The organism is Ciceribacter ferrooxidans (assembly GCF_004137355.1).
GTDB classification, from domain to species: Bacteria; Pseudomonadota; Alphaproteobacteria; order Rhizobiales; family Rhizobiaceae; genus Allorhizobium; species Allorhizobium ferrooxidans.
Window position 1 is genome coordinate 521,803 of sequence record NZ_SDVB01000170.1, and the last position, 13,139, is coordinate 534,941.

Annotated in this window: 10 protein-coding genes; 7 read left to right on the forward strand and 3 right to left on the reverse strand. The window is 64.2% G+C overall.

The window, feature by feature from the left end; genetic code table 11:
* Nucleotides 1–26 precede the first annotated feature (26 nt).
* Together EUU22_RS07005 and EUU22_RS07010 are read left to right on the forward strand one after the other, a co-directional pair.
* Complete coding sequence (locus EUU22_RS07005) at nucleotides 27–1,856, forward strand: SLC13 family permease (RefSeq protein WP_129331289.1); 1,830 nt, start codon at nucleotides 27–29, stop codon at nucleotides 1,854–1,856.
* Between the two features lie 27 nt (nucleotides 1,857–1,883).
* Nucleotides 1,884–2,651: an arginyltransferase gene (locus tag EUU22_RS07010; RefSeq protein WP_129331290.1), complete on the forward strand. Its 768-nt coding sequence runs from the start codon at nucleotides 1,884–1,886 to the stop codon at nucleotides 2,649–2,651.
* Nucleotides 2,652–2,886: 235 nt separating this feature from the next.
* Here the strand turns inward: EUU22_RS07010 and EUU22_RS07015 are convergent, their stop codons facing one another.
* A complete protein-coding gene (locus EUU22_RS07015) occupies nucleotides 2,887–4,002 on the reverse strand; it encodes an Acg family FMN-binding oxidoreductase (RefSeq protein WP_245484921.1) in 1,116 nt (371 codons plus the stop codon).
* Between the two features lie 250 nt (nucleotides 4,003–4,252).
* Here EUU22_RS07015 and EUU22_RS07020 point away from each other — a divergent pair, with 250 nt between their 5' ends.
* The gene (locus tag EUU22_RS07020) at nucleotides 4,253–4,474 is read left to right on the forward strand and encodes an AbrB/MazE/SpoVT family DNA-binding domain-containing protein (RefSeq protein WP_129331291.1); all 222 of its coding nucleotides are present in this window, start codon (nucleotides 4,253–4,255) and stop codon (nucleotides 4,472–4,474) included.
* Nucleotides 4,471–4,860, forward strand: a complete 390-nt coding sequence (locus EUU22_RS07025; protein WP_129331292.1) for a type II toxin-antitoxin system death-on-curing family toxin — start codon at nucleotides 4,471–4,473, stop codon at nucleotides 4,858–4,860. The genes EUU22_RS07020 and EUU22_RS07025 overlap by 4 nt, the downstream gene beginning before the upstream one ends.
* A 2-nt stretch (nucleotides 4,861–4,862) precedes the next feature.
* On the opposite strand, the gene parC is transcribed toward EUU22_RS07025, so the two are convergent.
* Complete coding sequence (gene parC, locus EUU22_RS07030) at nucleotides 4,863–7,139, reverse strand: DNA topoisomerase IV subunit A (protein WP_129331293.1); 2,277 nt, start codon at nucleotides 7,137–7,139, stop codon at nucleotides 4,863–4,865.
* Nucleotides 7,140–7,358: 219 nt separating this feature from the next.
* Here parC and EUU22_RS07035 point away from each other — a divergent pair, with 219 nt between their 5' ends.
* The 3 genes from EUU22_RS07035 to EUU22_RS07045 all read left to right on the forward strand — a co-directional run bounded on the left by EUU22_RS07035 (nucleotide 7,359) and on the right by EUU22_RS07045 (nucleotide 11,140).
* Nucleotides 7,359–8,552 carry an aq_1923 C-terminal domain gene (locus EUU22_RS07035; RefSeq protein WP_129331294.1) on the forward strand — a complete coding sequence of 398 codons (1,194 nt, stop codon included), beginning with the start codon at nucleotides 7,359–7,361 and terminating at the stop codon, nucleotides 8,550–8,552.
* A gap of 158 nt (nucleotides 8,553–8,710) precedes the next feature.
* Nucleotides 8,711–10,120, forward strand: coding sequence for a cytochrome P450 (locus EUU22_RS07040; RefSeq protein ID WP_129331295.1), 1,410 nt, complete (start codon nucleotides 8,711–8,713; stop codon nucleotides 10,118–10,120).
* Between the two features lie 12 nt (nucleotides 10,121–10,132).
* On the forward strand, nucleotides 10,133–11,140 hold the full coding sequence (locus tag EUU22_RS07045) for a lysophospholipid acyltransferase family protein (protein WP_129331296.1): 1,008 nt from the start codon (nucleotides 10,133–10,135) through the stop codon (nucleotides 11,138–11,140).
* 69 nt (nucleotides 11,141–11,209) lie between these two features.
* On the opposite strand, the gene aspS is transcribed toward EUU22_RS07045, so the two are convergent.
* Complete coding sequence (gene aspS / locus EUU22_RS07050; protein ID WP_129331297.1) at nucleotides 11,210–13,000, reverse strand: aspartate--tRNA ligase; 1,791 nt, start codon at nucleotides 12,998–13,000, stop codon at nucleotides 11,210–11,212.
* Nucleotides 13,001–13,139: the final 139 nt, after the last annotated feature.

The window sequence follows — 13,139 nt, forward strand, 5'->3', positions numbered from 1 at the left end:
GCCGGCCCCTGCAGCGGAACCATTGAATGCCGGATTTCCATCTCGTCGCCACCTTCGTCGTGATCCTCGCCACGATCGTCGCCTTCGCAAGCGACCGCTATTCGGTCGAGGCGGTCTCGCTCGGTTCGCTCGCCACCCTTCTCGCGATCTTCGGAGCCTTTCCGATGCGCACTCCGGACGGAAGCGTGCTCGGGCCGGATGCGCTGCTTGCAGGCTTCGGCAATCCGGCGCTCGCAACGGTCATAGCGCTGCTCATCGTCGGCCAGGGCCTCTTCGCGACGGATGCCCTGGAGCGCCCTGCCCGCGTTCTCGGCAATCTCGGTGCCAACCGGCCATGGCTCACCATCACCATCATCCTCGGCGTGACCGGCACCACCAGCGCCTTCCTCAACAACACGCCGGTGGTGGTGATCTTCATTCCGATCCTGACGGTGGTCGCAGCGCAGCAGCGGGTACCGAACTACAAGATCTTCATGCCGCTCTCCTTCATCACCATCCTCGGCGGGATGACGACGGTCATCGGCTCTTCCACCAACATGATCGCGGCCGGGCTTGCGGCGCAGCAGGGGCTCCAGATCGGCTTCTTCGACCTGACCGGCATGGGCCTCATTCTCGCCCTCGTCGGCGGAGCCTATGTGCTCGTGGTGATGCCGCGCCTTCTCAAGGACCGCATATCGGCGGCATCACGCGAGAACCAAGTCACCGGCACGCAGTTCGTCGGGGAGATCCTCCTGACGGCGGGGCATCGCTATATCGGCATGACCTCCAAGGCGGGCTTCTTTCCGGAGATCCGCGATCTGACGCCGCGGCTGCTCCTGCGCCGCGACGTGCCGATCCGCCCGCCCTTCGAAAGCATCACCCTGATGCCGGGCGACATTCTGCTGGTCACGGGCACGCGCAAGGCCTTCATGGATGCCATTGCCAAGGGCGAGAAGGGAACGACGGGGCTCGAAGGCGAGGACGGCTACAGCAGCAATATCGATGTCGTGCCGCCGGGCGCCCATTACCACATCGTCGAGGCGGTGATCGCTCCCGGCTCGCGCTACGAAGGCCGCACCATCCAGCTCTCGGGGCTTCAGGCCCAGTTCGACGTCGCCGTCTTCGGCGTGCAGCGCAAGAGCCGCATGGCGCGCACCGCGCTTTCCGAGATCCGGCTCGAAGCCGGCGACACGCTGCTGATCGGCGGCACGATGGACGCGCTTGCCGCCATGCGGGGCAACCACGACATTCTTCTGCTCGAGCACTCCGCCGAATCCGTACCGCAGAAGCGAAAGGCGAGGATCGCCGCGGCAATCTTCGCCGGTATCGTGCTCCTCTCGGCCTTCGACATCTCGCCGATCGTGGTCAACGCGATCGTCGGCGCCGGCCTGATGATCGCACTCGGCTGCTTGACGCTCAACCAGGCGAGCCGCGCCTTCGACAAGCAGATCTATCTGATGATCGGCACGGCGATCGCGCTCGCGACGGCGCTGGAGCACACCGGCGGAGCCTCACTGATCGCGCGGGAAACGATCGCCCTGCTGGAGGGCGCGCCGAGTGCCGTCGTCCTTTCGGTACTCTTCCTGCTGATGGCGGTGCTGACCAATATCCTCTCCAACAACGCTGTCGCCGCGCTGTTCATGCCGATCGCGCTCGACGTCGCGCGCCGCGTCGGCGCACCGCCCGGAGCCTTTGCCGCCGCGGTGATCTATGCCGCCAACTGTTCCTTCGCGACCCCCGTCGGCTATCAGACCAACCTGCTGGTGATGGGGCCGGGCCACTACCGGTTCGCTGACTTCGTGAAGGCGGGGACACCGCTCGTCGTCATCATATGGTTGACGTTTTCCATTCTTGCGCCATGGTATTATGGACTGTAGTCGCGAAAGGATCGGGCCCCGGCCACGATGAACACCCAAACGTCCCCTTCCCCGCAGTTCTACCTGACGGCGCCCGCGCCGTGTCCCTACCTGCCGGGCGAGAAGGAGCGGAAGGTCTTCACCCATCTCGTCGGACCACGGGCGACCGAGATGAACGATCTGCTGACGCAGGGCGGATTCCGCCGTTCGCAGAATATCGCCTACCGGCCGGCCTGCGAATCCTGCCGTGCCTGCATCTCCGTCCGTATCCTGGCGAACGAATTCACGCCCGGTCGGTCGTTCCGCCGTGTGCTCGCGGTCAACCGCGATATCGTGGCAACGGCTTTTCCGGCGCAGCCCTCCTCGGAGCAGTTCAGCCTGTTCCGCCGCTATCTCGACCATCGCCACCAGAGCGGCGGCATGTCCGACATGACGGCGCTCGATTATGCGATCATGGTCGAGGACACCCATGTGCAGACCAGGATCATCGAATACCGGGTGCGCGCTCCGGGTGACGGCCTCAAGGGGAAGCCGAAAGGCGAACTGGTGGCGGTCGCGCTCAGCGACTTCATGAGCGACGGGTTGTCCATGGTCTACTCGTTTTTCAATCCGGCCATGGAAAAGCGTTCCCTCGGGACACTGATGGTGCTCGACCACGTCAACCGGGCGAAAGCGCTCGGCCTACCGCACGTCTATCTCGGCTACTGGGTCAAAGGGTCGGACAAGATGGGTTACAAGATCCGCTTCCAGCCACAGGAGCACCTCCTGAGCCAGGGATGGCAGCGCTACACCTCCTCGGAAGCCTCCGAAGACTAGAGCCGGTTTCCGCCGAGGTTTTGCAGCGCCGACATGGGCGATTTTCGCCATATCCCTTCGGGATGCGGCGGATACTTACTCCGGATGCGTCGTAACGGCCTTGTGGAGTGGGCTCCACGACGGAAATTCCTCCTGTCCGGTGACAAAATCCAACCGCGCCGCGCCCGCTGCACCGCATCGGCGATGGCCGGCTGCTGTTCCGAACCTCCCGCCGCCTGCAGCCAGGCGTCTGACCTCAGGCATCGCGCATGATCACCGCCTCGACCGGCCGGCGAGGCGAATAGGGCAAGGCCGGCGCATAGCCGAAACGAAGCACGAGATCGGGACGGCGTCCCTCCAACCCGGCGACACTCGCCACATCCGCGCGCAGGCTCGTGACCTCCACCGGCTGGTTGACGAATGCGGTGCGGATGCCGAGCGCCGTCGCTGTCAGGCAGAAGCGCTGGCAGGCCCGTCCCGCCGCAATCCAGCCGGTCGGGTTTTCCGGCGCGGCGGAGAAGACGGCGATCCCCGCGGAGCTGTCGATCTGCCGGACATATTTGTCCGCCTCGCTGCGAGGCTTGAAGGCCAGGTCGAAGGCGTACGGCCCGAGCCATTCCGGCAGAGCGGGATTACCGCTCGCCGGCGCGTAGAGCCCGTCACCCCGCTTGATCGCCGCCGAGGGGCTGAAGCGGATCCATTGCTTGAGTTCCGCCACAAAGGCGCGATCCGCCATCTGCGCGTCATTGCCGGCGATGACGAGATCACGCATGCGGCCGATTGCGCCACGCTCGGTCACCATGGCCACCTGGACGCCGTCGACGGTGGCGCTCTTGCGGAGCCGCTCGAGGTCGGCCGGCGGCACAGGCCGCCCGTCGTAGGCGCTGCGCGTCGACTGCCGCCGCGGGATTGCCGTGAACATCTTCCAGGTGTCCGCATCGGCGAACATTCCATCGCTCAGGAAGGTCAGCGACGCCCCCGTATCATTCCCGTCCCGTGTCACGGTAACCGCGCCGGGGCGGCCCGTCGCGATCGCGGCGATCGCGAGATTTTCCACGGCGCAGCCGAGGCTGACATAGAGGTGATGATCGTCGGGATCGACGACCGGCGTGCGGCGGGAAAAATCCGGACGGATGACAATGCCGCGACCGGAGGTCTGAAAAAGCCAGGGCTGGGTATTATGCCCATTGGCCGCGAGCGTGGCATAGCGAACGAGACCGCGATCGGTCGCAGGCGCCGTCAGCGGCACGCGCAGGTCTCGCGCGAAGCGCTCATAGCGAGCCGCCGCACGCCTGGCCTCGACGACGATGCCGACGCCACCGAGCGCCAGCGCCGCGGAGCCTCCGGTCAAGATTCCACGTCGCGTCAGCATCCGGCCACCTTCCATCGATCAAGGGAGAAACGATACAACCGAAGGATAACGATACCGCGACAACGATCAACCCCCACGAGAGGAAAACTCACCGGCAAAATTGAGGGTGGTGTGGCCGAGCAGCCGCTACTGGAAGTCCCGCGCAGTGTTCAACCGCCACGTCCTGCTCGAAGGCGGCAGGAAGGGCGGAGATTCCTTTTCATAATGGGGATAGCCATGTTATAACGCCGTTGCAACATGAGGATCACTTATGAACATCACCATTCGCAAGATCGGCAATTCGGAAGGCATCATCATTCCGAAGGAAGTTCTCGACCGGCTGGGGCTCAAGGCAGGCGACAGCGTCGAGTTGAAGGAAGTGGACGGCATTGTGCAACTCGTACCTGAAACGGCAGATCTTGCAGAGCAATTGAAGGCGGCCCGCGAAGGCATGAAGAAATACCGTATTGCCCTTCGCGAGCTCGCAAAGTGAGTCGACCGCGCTGGCTGTCACGCGAGGCGATCGAGATCATGCACGCCGAGCAATTGGCCGAGCACGGCGGTCTGGCCGGACTGAAGGACGAGAACGCGCTCGAGGCAGCATTGGCTCGTCCGTTGAACAAGGCCGCCTACGGCGAGAAAGACATGACGGCGCTGGCCGCAGCCTATCTTTACGGCATCGTACGCAATCACCCCTTTTCCGATGGGAACAAGCGCACGGGCTTCCTTGCCGCCTACACGTTCCTCGCCATAAACGGATATGCCGTGGAAGCCAGTCAGGCCGATGTGATAGCCTTCGTTCTGGCCGTCGCCGCCGGCGAGATCGACGAGGACGGTGCCCGGCGGTTTCTTGCCGATCACACCGTCCCGCGTCGCTGATCTCAGCCGGAGAACTTGCCGCTCCGCGGGAAGCCCTTCGGCACCAGCCGGCCGGCGGAGGCGCGGTCGCCTATCCACTCGACCAGTTCGTCCTTGCTCTTGGTGAAGACGCGGCCGGCGCTGTCTTCCCAGGTCAGGCCGTCGGCGATCGCGAAGCACTTCACATCGGAAATACCGCCGTCCTTGTAGCGCTGCAGGCGCACGCCCTTGCCGCGCGACATCTCCGGCACTTGTACCAGCGGGAAGACCAGGAGCTTGCGGTTCTCGCCGACGACGGCGACATGATCACCGGAAACCGGCACGACAAGCTTCGTCTCGTCAGGCATACCGACATTCATGATCTGCTTGCCCTTGCGGGTATTGGCGACCATCTCGCTTTCCGGGATCACGAAACCGTTGCCCGCCGTGGAGGCGAGCATGACCTTGCGCGACGGATCGTGCACGAAGGCGGTCAGCACGTCCTGGTCATTTTCCATGTCGACCATGATGCGGATCGGCTCGCCGTGGCCGCGGCCCCCGGGCAGCTTGTCGCCGCCGAGGGTGAAGACCTTGCCGCCGGTGGTGACGAGCAGGATCTTGTCGGTGGTCTGCGCCGGGAAGGCGACCCGGAGGGCATCGCCCTCCTTGAAGGTCAGGCTTGACGTATCGGAAATATGACCCTTGAGGGCACGGATCCAGCCCTTTTCCGAAACGACGACGGTGATCGGCTCCTTCTCGATCATCGCCTGCTGGATCGCCTCGACATCGGCCTCCGGCGCATTCGAGAAGGTGGTGCGGCGGCGACCGAGTTCCGTCGCCTTGGCATACTTCTTCTTGACCTCGCCGATCTCCCAGGCAACCGTCTGCCACTGCTTGTCGTCGGAGGCGAGCAGCGCCTCGATCTCGGCCTTCTCGGTCGAAAGCTCCTCGTGTTCCTTGCGGATCTCGAATTCCTCGAGCTTGCGCAGATTGCGCAGCCGCATGTTGAGGATCGCCTCCGCCTGCACGTCGGTCAGGTCCCATCTGGCGATCATGACCGGCTTCGGCTCGTCCTCCTCGCGGATGATGCGGATCACCTCGTCGAGGTTCAGATAGGCGATCAGCAGGCCGCCGAGGATTTCCAGACGCCGATCGATCGCCGCGAGCCGGAAGCGCGAACGGCGGACGAGCACGTCCTTGCGGTGGTCGAGCCATTCGGTCAGGACCTCGTTCAGAGCCATGACCTTCGGCACCTTGCCCATCGAGAGCACGTTCATGTTGAGCGGAATACGGCTTTCGAGTTCCGTCAGCTTGAACAGCGACTCCATCAGCAGCGTGGCGTCGACCGTGCGGCTCTTCGGCACCAGCACGATGCGCACGTCCTCGGCCGATTCGTCGCGGACGTCTTCCAGCAGCGGCAGCCTGCGGGCGATCAGCAGCTCGGCGATCTTCTCCATGAGCCGCGACTTCTGCACCTGGTAGGGAATCTGGGTGACGACGATCTGGTAACCGCCGCGGCCGAGGTCCTCGGTCTCCCATTTCGCCCGGACGCGGAAACCGCCGCGGCCGGTGCGATACGTCTCGACCATGCTTTCGCGGCTCTCGATGATGATGCCGCCGGTCGGGAAATCCGGTCCTTCGATGCCGCCGCGCTGCGGGTTCGCCGGATCGGCGATCAGCTCCTCGACGGTGGCGCCGGGATTCTTGATGAGATAGAGCGCCGCATCGCAGATTTCGTGGACATTGTGCGACGGAATGGATGTCGCCATGCCGACGGCAATCCCCGAGGAGCCGTTGGCGAGCAGGTTCGGGAAGGCGCCCGGCAGGACGACCGGCTCCTCGTCTTCCTCGTTGTAGGTCGGACGGAAGTCGACGGCATCCTGGTCGATGCCTTCGAGCAGCAGCGCCGCGACCTCGGTCATCCGCGCTTCGGTGTAACGATAGGCGGCGGCGCTGTCGCCGTCGATATTGCCGAAATTGCCCTGCCCGTCGACGACGGGATAGCGCTGCGAGAAATCCTGCGCGAGACGCACCAGCGCGTCATAGACCGACTGGTCGCCATGCGGGTGGAACTTACCGATGACGTCGCCGACGATGCGGGCGCACTTCTTGAAGGCCGAGTTCGGGCGGATGCCCATCTCGCTCATCGCATGGATGATGCGCCGGTGCACCGGCTTCAGCCCGTCGCGCACATCGGGGAGCGCGCGGTGCATGATCGTCGACAGCGCATAGGCAAGGTAGCGCTCCTCGAGCGCTGCCCTCAAATCCACCGGTTGAATATTGTCGCCGCCGTCACCGGGCGGCAAAAGGCTCTTTCCCATGCCTCCTTGCTAGCGGAGATGGCCCCGGACGGCAAGGAATCCCGCTGATCCGATTGTGGATTACGGCCGTTTCGGGACAACGAGCCGCGGTGGTGGCGGGCGGACGATTAACCTTGCCGGAACGGTCCAACTTTCCCGCTATACTTCTCCCGCAGCAGACAGTAGGCTCCCGCGCAACCAAAAGGTTCAGTGATTACACCGATTTCAAGAGGATTCATTATGACACAGTCCCGGGCGACCAAGCTTTTCCTCGCCGGAACCTTCCTGACCACCCTTTCCGGCCATGCCTGGGCGCTGGACGGCCAGGACCTGCTGAAGAAGATCAACGCCGCCTATGCGGCCGGCAGTGCGACGATCTCGGCCGAGTCGGTCGAAGTCGACGGCAGCGACGTCCTCCTGAAGGGCGCCAAGTTCACGACGCTCGGCGAGAACCAGTCGAGCGTCAATCTCGGTGACCTGACGCTGACGAACGTCTCCGAGGAAGACGGCGGCGCCTATTCCATCGAGCGCATCGACTTTCCTCCGGTCAATTTCACCGAAGAGAAGTCGTCCGTGACGGTCGATGACCTCTACCTCGCCGGCGTCTGGGTGCCCGGCAGCACCGAAGGCAACGATCTCTCCTCGATGATGCTCTATGACGAAGCCCATAGCGGGCAGGTCAAGGTCGTCGTCGACGGCAAGGAGGTCTTCTCGATGGAGGAAGCGAGCGGCACGCTCGACGTCGCCGAGGACGAGAAGTCGATGACATTCGAGGGCGACATCACCGGCATCAAGGCCGATCTTGCATCGGTCGAGGACGCCAAGAGCAAGGAAGCCATCGAGGCCCTCAATCTGAAGACGATCGACGGCGAAGTCACGATGAAGGGCAGCTGGGAGCTCGCCACGGGTACGATCAAGGTCGAGGAATACGCCTTCGACTTCGCCAATGTCGGCATGCTGAACCTCGCCTTCAGCGTCTCGGGCTACACGATGGATCTCGTCAAGCAGATGCAAGAGACCGCCCGCACGATGCAATCCCAGCCGCAAAACGAGCAGGCACAGCAGGCCGCCGGCCTCGCCATGCTCGGGCTGATGCAGCAGATGTCGTTCAACAATGCCGAGATCCGCTTCGAGGACGACGGCATCACCAGCCGCGGCCTGGAATTCGCCGGCAAGCAGCAGGGCACGTCCGGCGAGGAAATGGCGCAGATGGTGAAGGCCATGGTGCCGATCATGCTCGGCCAGGCCAATCTCGGCGCCTTCGCCAACGAAGTCTCCGCGGCCGTCAACAGCTACATCGACGATCCGAAGAGCCTGACGATTTCGGCCACACCGGAAAAGGCCGTCCCCTTCCCGATGATCATGGGCGCCGCCATGGGGGCCCCGGACACTCTGCCGAAGGTGCTCGGCGCCAAGGTGACGGCGAACGACTGAGGCACCGTTTCGCCAAATCATCTGTTGCTCTGGAAAGGGCGCGGCTTGCCGCGCCCTTTCGTCACAGCTAGTGGTACTTTCAGCGCCGTGCGATTGACGATCTAGCCCGTCCCGTCAATCCTTGGTTGCCCACCGACAACCATGGAATCTATCGCGCAATGTTTGCCTGGCGCCCACGACCGGTCGAAATCACCGAAAGACTGAACGACACCTCGTTCGAACCCGCGCACGCCGCCTATTACGACGGCAAGAGCGGCGACTGGCTGCGGCTCCTCTTGCAGGCCCGCGTCGATTTTCTGTCGATCTGGCGCCCCGCCGACTTCACCGAGCGAGTGACGGCCACCCGCGTGCTCGGCCGGCAGATCGTGCTCGTCAACGCGCCGGACCTGATCCGCCAGGTCGTGGTGAAGCGCCATGAGAACTATGAACGCAAGAGCCCGCAGATGCGCCGGGCGCTCGAATACCTGCTCGGCGACGGCCTCTTCATTTCCGACGGCGAGACCTGGAAGCAGAGACGTGCCCTCGTCAACGACATCGTCCACACCAACCGCGTGCCGAGCTTCGGGCCGGTGATGGAGAAGACCGCCGGTGAGCTCGTCGAGCGCTGGCGCGGCATGCCGGACGGGGCGAACGTCAACGTCCTGCACGAGATGGCGGGGCTGACGGCCGAGATCATTTCGCGCAGCGTCTTCGGCAACAATCTCGGCAAGGAGAGCGCAGATGCGGTCACCGACAGCTTCACGAGCTACCAGTCGCTGATCGACTCGATCAATCTCGGCTATTTCATCGGCTTCGACGAAGGCCTGCCGGTGCTGCGCACGCCCTCGCTCCGCCGGTCGGTCAAGCGCATCCACCGCATCATCGACAAGGTGGTCGAGGACCATCTCGCCGGAAGCGGCGACCACAATTCCATGGTCGAACTCCTGATCCGCCGTCAGGAGCGCAGCCCCGAGTTGAAGCTCGACCTCGTCGCGCTCCGCAACGAGGCGGCGACGATCTTCATGGCCGGTCACGAGACGACCGCGGCGACTCTCACCTGGGCCTGGTATCTGCTGTCGCGCGCCGGCTGGGCGGAACAGGCTGTGCACGAGGAGATCGCCCGCGTCTGCGGCGACCGTACCCCGACGATCGACGACGTGCCGAAGCTCGACTACTGCCGCGCGGTGATCGAGGAGACGCTCCGGCTCTATCCGCCGGTGCCGATCCTCGCCCGCCAGACCAAGCAGGCCGACACGATCGGCGACATGCCGATCGAACCGGCCTCGCTCGTGCTCATCGTGCCCTGGCTCCTGCACCGCACGCCGAGCCTCTTCGAGGACCCGCACCTCTTCCGGCCCGAGCGCTTCCTCGACGGCCGCCGGCCGGTGCCCTACAGCTACATCCCCTTCGCGAGCGGCCCGCGCGTCTGCCCGGGCATGAACTTCGGCCTCACCGAGGCGATCCTCTGCCTTGCCGTCCTCGCCCAGCGTTTCCGTGTTCGCGTCGATGCCGGCCACAAGGTGGAACCGCTCTGCCGCCTCACCCTCCGCCCGAAGGGCGGGCTGCCGGTGACGCTGCACCGGCGCTGAAGGAGGCCGACAATGGCATCGGAAGACAAGACGTCGAATGCGAAAGCGGCCAAGCGCAAGGCGTGGATCTATTCGGAGGAACAGCGGCCCGCATTCGCCGACTGGTTCGCCGGTGGCGACCGGCGCAAGCGCTTCGTCCGCTACTGGCTTTCGGACAACGTCTGGAACCTCCTTCACCTTGCCGGGCATTTCGGGCTGAAGCTGCTGCCGATGGACGCGTGCTCGGCCTTCGGCGCACGGCTCGGCGTCTTCGCCATCCCGCGCTTCCACAAGGTCGCGGAGAAGCGTGCCCGCGCGACGATCGCGGCCCTCTGCCCGCACCTCAGCCCTGCCGAGCAGGAGGCGCTGTTCATCGAGAATTGTCGCGCGCAGGGGCGGATCATGACCGAGTTCTCGGTGATAAACCGCCTTGCGAAACATCCCGAGCGCATCGAGGTCCACAACATGGATTGGGTTGTGGACGCCGCCAAGCGTGGCCCCGTCATCTTCGTCGGCATGCACCTCGGCAACTGGGAGATCGGGCCGATCGTGCTGCAGCGCGCCGGCCTCGTTCCCTACATCAATTACACACCACCTCCCGGCCGGGCCAAGGCGTGGATATCGGAGCGCGTCCGGCGCAAGAACGGATTGAACTTCCTGCCTCCGGGGCTCCAGGGCATCCGCCCTGCGGTCAGCGCATTGAAGAAGGGCGGCATCGTCTCCGCCTTCTGCGACGAAGGCGTCGCCGGCAAGCTGCGCGGCCCCCTCTTCGGCCGCAAGCCGCATCTGGAAGGCAATCTCGCCATGACCGTGCGTCTCGCGCGGATGACCGGCGCCACCATCTGCCCATGGTACAATCTGCGCACGGACGGCTTCCGCTTCGTCTGCCGTGCGCTGCCGCCGATCACGTTGCCGCCGGAGGAGAAGAACGGCGAGCGCCTGCTCGACGACATCCAGCTTCTCAACGACACCATCGAGGCCGTGATCCGCGAGCATCTGGACCAGTGGTTCTTCCTCGACAACGCCTTGCCGAAGAACTGATACACGAAACGAAAAAGGCCCCGAAAGCAAAAGCTTCCGGGGCCTTCTTCATTTGAGCAAAGGATCGGTTCAGTCCTTTTTCGGCTGCGGTATGACGCGCAGCGCCAGTTCGCGCAGCTGCGTCGGGGTCGCCTCCGAGGGCGCGTTCATCAAGAGGTCCTGCGCCTGCTGGTTCATCGGGAACAGGGTGACCTCACGCAGGTTCTTCGCGCCGACGAGCAGCATCACCACGCGGTCGATGCCGGCCGCCATGCCGCCGTGCGGCGGAGCGCCGTACTGGAAGGCGCGGTACATGCCGCCGAAGCGTTCCTCGACGTCGGCCTTCGAAAGGCCGACCATCTCGAAGGCCTTGACCATCAGTTCCGGCGACTGGTTACGGATCGAACCCGAGGCGATCTCGAAGCCGTTGCAGACCATGTCGTACTGGTAGGCCTTGATCGACAGCGGATCCTGACCTTCAAGCGCCTCCATGCCGCCCTGCGGCATCGAGAACGGGTTGTGGGCGAAGTCGATCTTCTTCTCGTCCTCGTTCCATTCGAAGAACGGGAAATCGACGATCCAGCAGAGTTCGAAGCGGTCGCGGTCGATGAGGTTCAGCTCCTCGGCAGCGCGGTTGCGCGCTTCGCCGGCAAACTTGTAGAACTTCGCCGGCTCACCGGCGACGAAGAAGCAGGCGTCGCCCTCGTCGAGGCCGAGCTGGGTGCGGATCGCCTCGGTGCGTTCCTCGCCGATGTTCTTGGCAAGCGGGCCGGCCCCTTCGAGAACCGCGCCTTCCTGGCGCCAGAAGATATAGCCGAGACCCGGCTGGCCCTGCGACTGCGCCCAGCCGTTCATGCGGTCGCAGAAGGCGCGCGAACCGCCGGTCTTCACCGGGATCGCCCAGACCTCGACCTTCGGGTTCGAGGCGATCATGTTGGCGAAGACCTTGAAGCCGGAGCCGGCGAAATGCTCGGTCACGCTCTCCATGACGATCGGGTTGCGCAGGTCCGGCTTGTCGGAGCCGTATTTGCGGATCGCCTCGTCATAAGGAATGCGTGGGAATTCCTGCGTCACCGGCTTGCCGTCGGCAAACTGCTCGAAGACGCCGCGCATGACCGGCTCCATGGTCGTCCAGACGTCTTCCTGGGTGACGAAGCTCATCTCCAGGTCGAGCTGGTAGAATTCGCCCGGCAGGCGGTCGGCGCGCGGGTCCTCGTCGCGGAAGCACGGCGCGATCTGGAAATAGCGGTCAAAGCCGGCGACCATCAGCAGCTGCTTGTACTGCTGCGGGGCCTGCGGCAGCGCGAAGAACTTGCCCTGATGGATACGGGAGGGCACGAGGAAGTCGCGAGCCCCTTCCGGCGAGGAGGCGGTCAGGATCGGCGTCGAATATTCGGCGAAGCCGATCTCGCCCATGCGCCGGCGCATGTCGGCGATGATCTGCGTGCGCCTGACGATGTTCCGGTGCAGCGTCTCGCGGCGCAGGTCGAGGAAGCGATACTTCAGGCGAACGTCTTCCGGATAGTCCGGCTCGCCGAAGACCGGCAGCGGCAGTTCCTTGGCCGCCGACAGGACTTCGATCTCCTGGGCGTAAAGCTCGATCTCGCCGGTCGGCATGTTCTTGTTGATCGTGTCTTCCGAACGGGCCTTGACGAGGCCGTCGATGCGGATGACCCATTCGCCGCGCACGGTTTCCGCGAGCTTGAAGGCCGGGCTGTCCGGGTCGGCGACGACCTGGGTGATGCCGTAGTGGTCGCGCAGGTCGATGAAGAGCACGCCGCCGTGGTCGCGAACGCGATGAACCCAGCCGGAAAGCCGGACGGTGTTGCCGACATCGGACTTGCGGAGAGCGGCACAGGTGTGGCTGCGGTAACGATGCATTTTGCTAAATCCTGGACTTGGGCGTCGGCAAGAAAGGTGAAAAAAGCGCCCCGAACTGCCGAAAGAAAATCGGGCGGAAAAGCGCACGTGCTGTCTGATTTGTCAAGGCTGGAGCAGATATGGTCGCTATTTCGGCTAT